General features: G+C 30.9%; 6 protein-coding genes. 1 reads left to right on the top strand and 5 read right to left on the bottom strand.

All coding sequences use genetic code 11. The annotated features are described in order from the left end of the window. Positions 1-705 (top strand): metallophosphoesterase (locus tag HPY79_12170; protein ID NSW46559.1); only part of this gene is annotated, 705 nt, incomplete at its 5' end. An 18-nt stretch (positions 706-723) separates the two neighbouring features. Here HPY79_12170 and HPY79_12165 read toward each other — a convergent pair. The 5 genes from HPY79_12165 to HPY79_12145 form a co-directional block, all read right to left on the bottom strand. Beyond that, the gene (locus tag HPY79_12165; protein ID NSW46558.1) at positions 724-1,269 is read right to left on the bottom strand and encodes a nitroreductase family protein; all 546 of its coding nucleotides are present in this window, start codon (positions 1,267-1,269) and stop codon (positions 724-726) included. Between the two features lies 1 nt (position 1,270). Beyond that, entirely contained in the window at positions 1,271-1,945 is a 675-nt protein-coding gene (locus tag HPY79_12160; GenBank protein ID NSW46557.1) for an outer membrane lipoprotein carrier protein LolA, read from the bottom strand. 11 nt (positions 1,946-1,956) lie between these two features. After that, positions 1,957-4,401 (bottom strand): DNA translocase FtsK, encoded by a 2,445-nt coding sequence (locus HPY79_12155; GenBank protein ID NSW46556.1) that lies wholly within the window; start codon positions 4,399-4,401, stop codon positions 1,957-1,959. 69 nt (positions 4,402-4,470) lie between these two features. Next, entirely contained in the window at positions 4,471-5,148 is a 678-nt protein-coding gene (locus HPY79_12150; GenBank protein NSW46555.1) for a DUF4412 domain-containing protein, read from the bottom strand. Between the two features lie 6 nt (positions 5,149-5,154). Further along, positions 5,155-5,847: a hypothetical protein gene (locus HPY79_12145; protein ID NSW46554.1), complete on the bottom strand. Its 693-nt coding sequence runs from the start codon at positions 5,845-5,847 to the stop codon at positions 5,155-5,157. Between the last annotated feature and the right edge of the window lie 247 nt (positions 5,848-6,094).

The following is a 6,094-nucleotide window of genomic DNA, read 5'->3' as shown; positions in this document are numbered from 1 at the left end:
TATACACTATTTCAAATGCATATAAAACAGCAAGCCTTTATTATTGCAGGTAATCACGAGTATTTTTTAGCCCTACTTTATCACAAGACAATAAACAATAAAAACACTTTATGGTATTATCTTCAACGCGATTATTTTCCTTTATATATTGAATTTAACAATAAAAAAGAAGATTTATATCCATATATTGATTGGATATTACAATTACCAATATTTATCGAATTTGAAAAGGCAATCGCCATTCATGCTATTTGGGACGAGAACCATCATCAATTTTTAAGCTCTCATAATACTGTAAAAAACATGATAGAGTTTATTAATACTAACCCGGAATATAAAGAACCGCTCAATAAAGCTATTATGGGAATCACCATCAAAATAAATATTAATAATAGCCATAAAACTACTTTTTTTAGATATAAATGGTGGGAGAATAATCAAGAAACGCCTATAAGCGAGCTTTTTACTCACAAAACTGAACATTTTCCATCGAATTTGCAAAACAAAATAGATATAAATACTCTAAAAATTAATACGACCAGCAGACCTATTTTCTTTGGGCATTACAACTTACGTGGATACCCTTATTTAACAAACCCAACAAAATGTTGCCTCGATTTTGGTGGCGCCAAAGGTGGTTATTTAACGGCATATCGTTGGGACGGTGAAAATATTTTAGATCCCAATAAAATTATTTATGTATAAAAATTTTTTTAATAAAGATCAATAAGAATTAAACTTTAATACTTTATCCATTGATTTTCTAACTTTTTGACGATGATAATAGTCATTGGGTGTATAACCTAATGTAATAAGCAAACCAATACGTTTATTCGATGGTACATGTAGTATTTGTTTAACTTTTTTTTCATCAAACCATCCAATGATACAGCTTCCAATACCAAGTTCTGTTGCTTGCAAACAAATATGTTCGGCCGCTATTCCAATATCAATCCATGGGAAATCGCGTTTTTTGATCCAACCCGCTAAACGGGTTAGTGTTTTAGCTTTTTCTATAACAATAGCAATTATTATAGCTGCATCATAAGCAAATTTGTTAATGGGTAGTCCTTTTGATATGGTAGCTTCTGCCAATTGTTTTTTAATATTTTCATCTTTAACTACAATAAAAGTCCATGGCTGGGAATTACTTGCCGAAGGAGCTAATCTTGCAGCTTCTATTATTGTATAAATATCATTATCAGTTATCTTTTTTTGAATATACTTTCTATCGCTTTGACGTTTCTCAACCAATTCAATAAATTTCATATCAATCGCGCATATCGTTTATTTCAACCTTTGGATATTTTGTTTTATCAAACACAAACATCAAATCGGCCATCTCTTCATTGGTTTTAATGCTAATCATTTCAAGATAAAAATCGGTTCCATCTTTACCGTAACGTTTCATGCTAAATATTTGTGATTTATCTTTGTCTATTTTGAGTGATATTTTTGTAAACTCTTTTTTTAAGTCTTTAGGATAAAGTTCTATTTCGTATAATGCTCTATTTTTCTCGAATTTTTCTTTAATAAATCGAATCTTATAGCCTGTTTCGTAAATTGAAAAAATTTTTGCTGGATTTAATGTATTATCGTCTTTCGGATCTGGATCGGTAATATTAACCTCATTAGCTTCTTTCATATAAGTCCATTGTGTTTTACCATCAAAAAAAATAGTAGATGCAGCTAAATCGACCTTATATTTATTTCCTTTAATCCAGATCGTTCCTTTTTTAGCATCTTTTATATTCTCTTTTTTATTTTCAAGAATTATTGCAAATTCAGCTTTAATCGTTTTATATGCTTTGTTTTTTGCTGATACCTTGTCTAATATGCTTTTTGCTTTTGGATCAACTTCTTTATAATCAGCTGAAGGAGTTGTTTGTTGAGCTTTCAAAAGCAAAATTGAAAACATGAATAAAAATAACCATAATACTTTCATACTACATTTTTTTAAAAACCTAAATCTTTCAAAATCTGTTCCAAATAATTTAAATCTTGAATTAAAACTTGTCGTGCTTTACTTCCTTCTTGTGGTCCAACAATTTTAGCTTCTTCGAGTTGATCCATTATTCGACCTGCACGCGCATATCCAATAGAAAATTTTCTTTGAATAAGCGAAGTGCTTCCAATTTGTGAAGTTACTATTAAACGTGCTACATCAGGGAACAAATCGTCCATTTTGCCATTTTCAAGACCCTCCAGACTCGAATTTAGCGAAGGCTCGTCAACAACTTGAGGTAAATAAAAATGATTAGCTGGTGCTTGTTGTTTAGAAATATGGTCTACAATACGAGCTACTTCTTTAGCGTCAACAAAAGCACATTGCACTCGTACCATATCACTGCCCATTGATATGAGCATATCACCACGCCCTATTAACTGGTTGGCACCAGGTGCATCAATAATAGTTCGGCTATCGATCATCGAAGTTACTCTAAAAGCGATTCGGGTTGGAAAGTTTGCTTTTATCGACCCTGTAATAATGTTTGTTGAAGGTCGTTGTGTTGCAATAATTAAATGAATACCAACGGCTCTTGCAAGTTGTGCTATTCGTGCAATGGGTTCTTCAATCTCTCTACCTGCAGTAATAATAAGATCGGCAAACTCGTCGACTACCACTACTATATATGGCATGTAGGGATACTTTGCCGGATTTATTTCACGTTTTTTTAGTTTTTCGTTATATTCTTTTATTGTTCGAATCCCCCCCACCTCTTTTAATAAATCGTATCGTTTATCCATTTCAACGGTTAATGACTTCAAGGTATTTTTAACTTTTTGAACATCGGTTATAATGGGTTCATCTTCGTCGGGTAATTTAGCCAAAAAATGATTTTCAATTTTTGCATAGTCGGATAGCTCAATTTTTTTGGGATCTATCATCACAATTTTCAATTCAGAAGGGTGCTTTTTATATAAAAGCGAAGTAATAATTGCATTTAATCCAACCGATTTACCCTGCCCTGTTGCTCCTGCAACCAACAAATGAGGTGCTTTAGCTAAGTCGAATACAAATACTTCGTTTTGGATGGTTTTGCCCAATGCTACGGGTAATTCGTGTTTGCTTTCTTGAAAACGGCTGCTACCAATAACCGATTTCATCGAAACTGTTTGAGGATTCTGATTGGGCACTTCTATGCCTATTGTTCCTTTGCCAGGGATGGGAGCAATAATTCTAATACCAAGAGCTGCAAGACTAAGTGCAATGTCGTCTTCGAGGTTTTTTATTTTAGAAATTTTAACCCCAGGAGCTGGAACGATTTCATATAATGTAACTGTAGGACCAATTGTTGCTTTAATCTGATTTATTTGTATTCCATAATTTTTTAGTGTTTCTATAATTTTATTTTTGTTAGCTAACAATTCTTCTTCGCTAACTTGAATATTATCTTCGTTATGTTCCTCTAATAAATCTAAACTTGGAAATTGATATTTCGGAGCATCTAAACGAATATCATACTCGCCATATTTTTCAACTAAATCCTGACTAAGTTGATAGGGTTCTTTAGTTTCATCCTGAACTCTTTCAATAATTAGACTTACATCGCCTTCTTTTTCGGATGGAATTTCTTTAACTAAAACAGTAGTAATATTTTCTTCTATAGTATCTTCTTTTGTCTCAACTGGTATTGTTTCTTCTTTATTTTTTGTTAATAATTCTATTTCATTTTCAATATTTTGTAATTCATTATTTTCTTCAACATGGTTCATTTCATTGTTTTCAGATATTGATTCCTCATCGACAGCTACAATAGCAGGAGCTTTCTTAAAACGGTGGAAAAAATTTTTTAAGGCAGGTAATGCTTCTTTAAATGCAATAATGATAAAGGCAAATGCGCTTACGAGTAATAATGTAATGGTGCCTAATTTACCTATTGCTGCATTGAACCATTTAGCTAAGTAATAACCATACGCTCCTCCTAAATAAAAATATTTAACTTCGAACCAATAACCTAAAAATAATGATAACCATAATGTAATAAATATAAGGTATCGGATGAGTTTTGTAACAGAAATTAACTTAACATTTACAATTCTTAGAGCAATCGTAACTAATAAAATAATAAGCGATAGTGAAGCAATACCAAATGTATTGTGAAATAATATATGGCTAACGTATGCACCTAACTTTCCTGCCCAATTTTCAGCATCGATATTGGCATCGAATAAAAATTTAAAAAAAGGTTGTGTAATTTTACTTTGGTCGTCAGCCCATGTAAAAACATAAGAAAAAAAAGAAAAAATAAGAAAAACCGAAAAGAATAATAATATTAACGAAGTAATATATCGGGTTCGCTCATCTTTCAGAAATTGAATAAAATTAAAAGAAGATTTTTCTTCTTCATTCACAAAATTTTCGTTTTCAATATCTTTTTCTTTTTTCTTGATAGCCATCTAACTCAGTTAATAAAATTAAAAAATCCCCTAAAATTAGAGGATTTTTTGTTCTCTTTAAAATCAATTTTATTCTTCGCCTCCTCCAAACATTTGTTTAAATTCTGTCATCGACATTTGTTTAAAATCTGAAGGAATTTCAAAAACGGCGTCTTTTACTTTCGACTTTTTAATCTCTTTTGCAGTGAATATCATTTTAGCATCGCTATCGGGATTGCCTTTTTGCGAATATTCTAACATGAGGCCCTTAACATTTTTATATTGTGTATTCCAATTTGCATTTGGAACCTGAATTTCATCAGTAATGTAAACATCCATTACATTATTTTTATCGTCGCTAATTTGTACTTTTTTACAATTATAATTTAAAATCTTTTTGGTTTCGGTTGTTTCAGTTACTTTTGTTTCTGGGATTTCGGCTAATGCTTTTTCAGTCTCTTCTTTGGTTGATTTAATTGCCATTTTCTGTCCCATCATATCGTAAAGCACAACTTGTTCTTTGCTATCTGCGTTTGCTAATATGGTTATATTTCCAAATCCTGTTTTCATTAACATGGACGATTTAGGACCTTTAAAAGTCCAAACAACTTCGGTAGGTAATTGAGCTTTTGTATTAGCATCAAATTCACCTTCGGTCGTTACTGAATATGTAATTGTACCTTCAAAACCTGTATCGTTTTTACCTTTTTGAGCATTTAACGATAACATTAAAACACTTAGAACGCTGAATAAGAATAGTTTTTTCATATTAGATTACATTAAATTATTAATAACTTCTTGAATTTTTTCTTTTGAAACTTTTTGAAAACCGTCTGGAACAACAAATTCGTCATCAGGGATTTCTTCTTTTGTTACTTTCTTAGCTATAATATGTACAGGAATTTTTTGAAAATTCATTTGATAATCGAGTAATACTCCTTTAACTTGCTGAAAAGGATTATTACAATTAGGATTATCTAAATGAATATCTTCGGTATAATAAATAGTAAATGAAGGTTTAGCAGAATCACCCAGAAATACATTATAGGCTTTACATTTATAGCCTGCGATAGTTTTTTGTGAATCGCAAGGTTCTAAACGCATATTTTTATATTCATCGAATCCAAACGATGGTCCATCCATTGTTGTTTCAAATACATACTTTTCGCCCATAATTTTGAGATACGCTGCTTTATAATTATCCTCTCTCTTAGCAATACCAGCCATTTGAAAAACTCCCATCCATCCTTCAATTTTTTGAATAGAATTATTGTCTTTTATCTTTAAGGTCATCGTTGTTGGCAATAAACTAATCAATGGGTTTTCTTTTTCATCTTGTAAATAATCCATATCATACTCTATTGTTCCTTCACTTAACTTGCCCGAAAAAGCATCGCTTGAGCAAGAATGAAAAATAAAATATGCTATAAGCGGAACTATAAAAGCTAATATTTTCTTTAACAACATCTCTCCAAAATGAATTAGCAAAAGTAAAAAAAAAAAAGATAATATCTTTTAGTTCGTTAGTAAAAAATTATTATTTTTTTCCAATAATCAAATATTCAACACTATAAGAACTAAAAAAATGAGTCCTTTGCAAGGCTATTAACATGCAAATATGTGATTGTTAATAACTTATTGATGTTTTTATTTAAAATTCCAGAAATAATGGTTATTTTAGCGTTATGAAATTAGAAAAATCAGGAAATATGAC

The sequence above is a fragment of the Bacteroidales bacterium genome, assembly GCA_013314715.1.
Taxonomy (GTDB): domain Bacteria; phylum Bacteroidota; class Bacteroidia; order Bacteroidales; family GWA2-32-17; genus Ch61.
Note: the sequence above shows the minus strand (reverse complement) of the source record. Positions and strands in the feature narration are given on the sequence as shown.

Coding starts and splice junctions, on each gene's coding strand:
- HPY79_12160 (NSW46557.1), bottom strand. CDS start 1,945: ATGAAAGTATTATGGTTATTTTTATTCATGTTTTCAATTTTGCTTTTG.
- HPY79_12165 (NSW46558.1), bottom strand. CDS start 1,269: ATGAAATTTATTGAATTGGTTGAGAAACGTCAAAGCGATAGAAAGTAT.
- HPY79_12145 (NSW46554.1), bottom strand. CDS start 5,847: ATGTTGTTAAAGAAAATATTAGCTTTTATAGTTCCGCTTATAGCATAT.
- HPY79_12155 (NSW46556.1), bottom strand. CDS start 4,401: ATGGCTATCAAGAAAAAAGAAAAAGATATTGAAAACGAAAATTTTGTG.
- HPY79_12150 (NSW46555.1), bottom strand. CDS start 5,148: ATGAAAAAACTATTCTTATTCAGCGTTCTAAGTGTTTTAATGTTATCG.